The organism is Neisseria sp. P0022.S010 (genome assembly GCF_051956635.1).
On record NZ_JBQCXF010000926.1, the window covers coordinates 1 to 438 of the forward strand.

At 42.2% G+C, this 438-nt stretch carries 1 pseudogene; it reads left to right on the top strand.

Annotated features, from left to right (window positions below):
* Positions 1-218 precede the first annotated feature (218 nt).
* Positions 219-438, top strand: a pseudogene (locus ACTHUT_RS22145) (IS5/IS1182 family transposase); the annotation flags it as partial.

Sequence of the window (438 nt, forward strand, 5' to 3'; positions counted from 1 at the left end):
CAATAATATAGGTTACTAAAATTTTATGCTCAATCTCATTTTCAAGATGCAAAACTTTTCTGATTTTTCCTACTTTTTGCTTAATATTAGGAAGGTTTTAGGCAATTGAAAATTTTTTGGCGCATTTTTATGCGTCAAATTTCGTTAACAGACTGAGACCTTTGCAAAATTCCCCAAAATCCCCTAAATTCCCACCCAAGACATTTAGGGGATTTCTCATGAGCACCTTCTTCCAACAAACCGCCCAAGCCATGATTGCCAAACACATCGACCGCTTCCCACTATTGAAGTTGGATCAAGTGATTGATTGGCAGCCGATCGAACAATACCTGAATCGTCAAAAAACCCGTTACCTTAGAGACCACCGCGGCCGTCCCGCCTATCCACTGTTGTCCATGTTCAAAGCCGTCCTGCTCGGACAATGGCACAGCCTCTCTG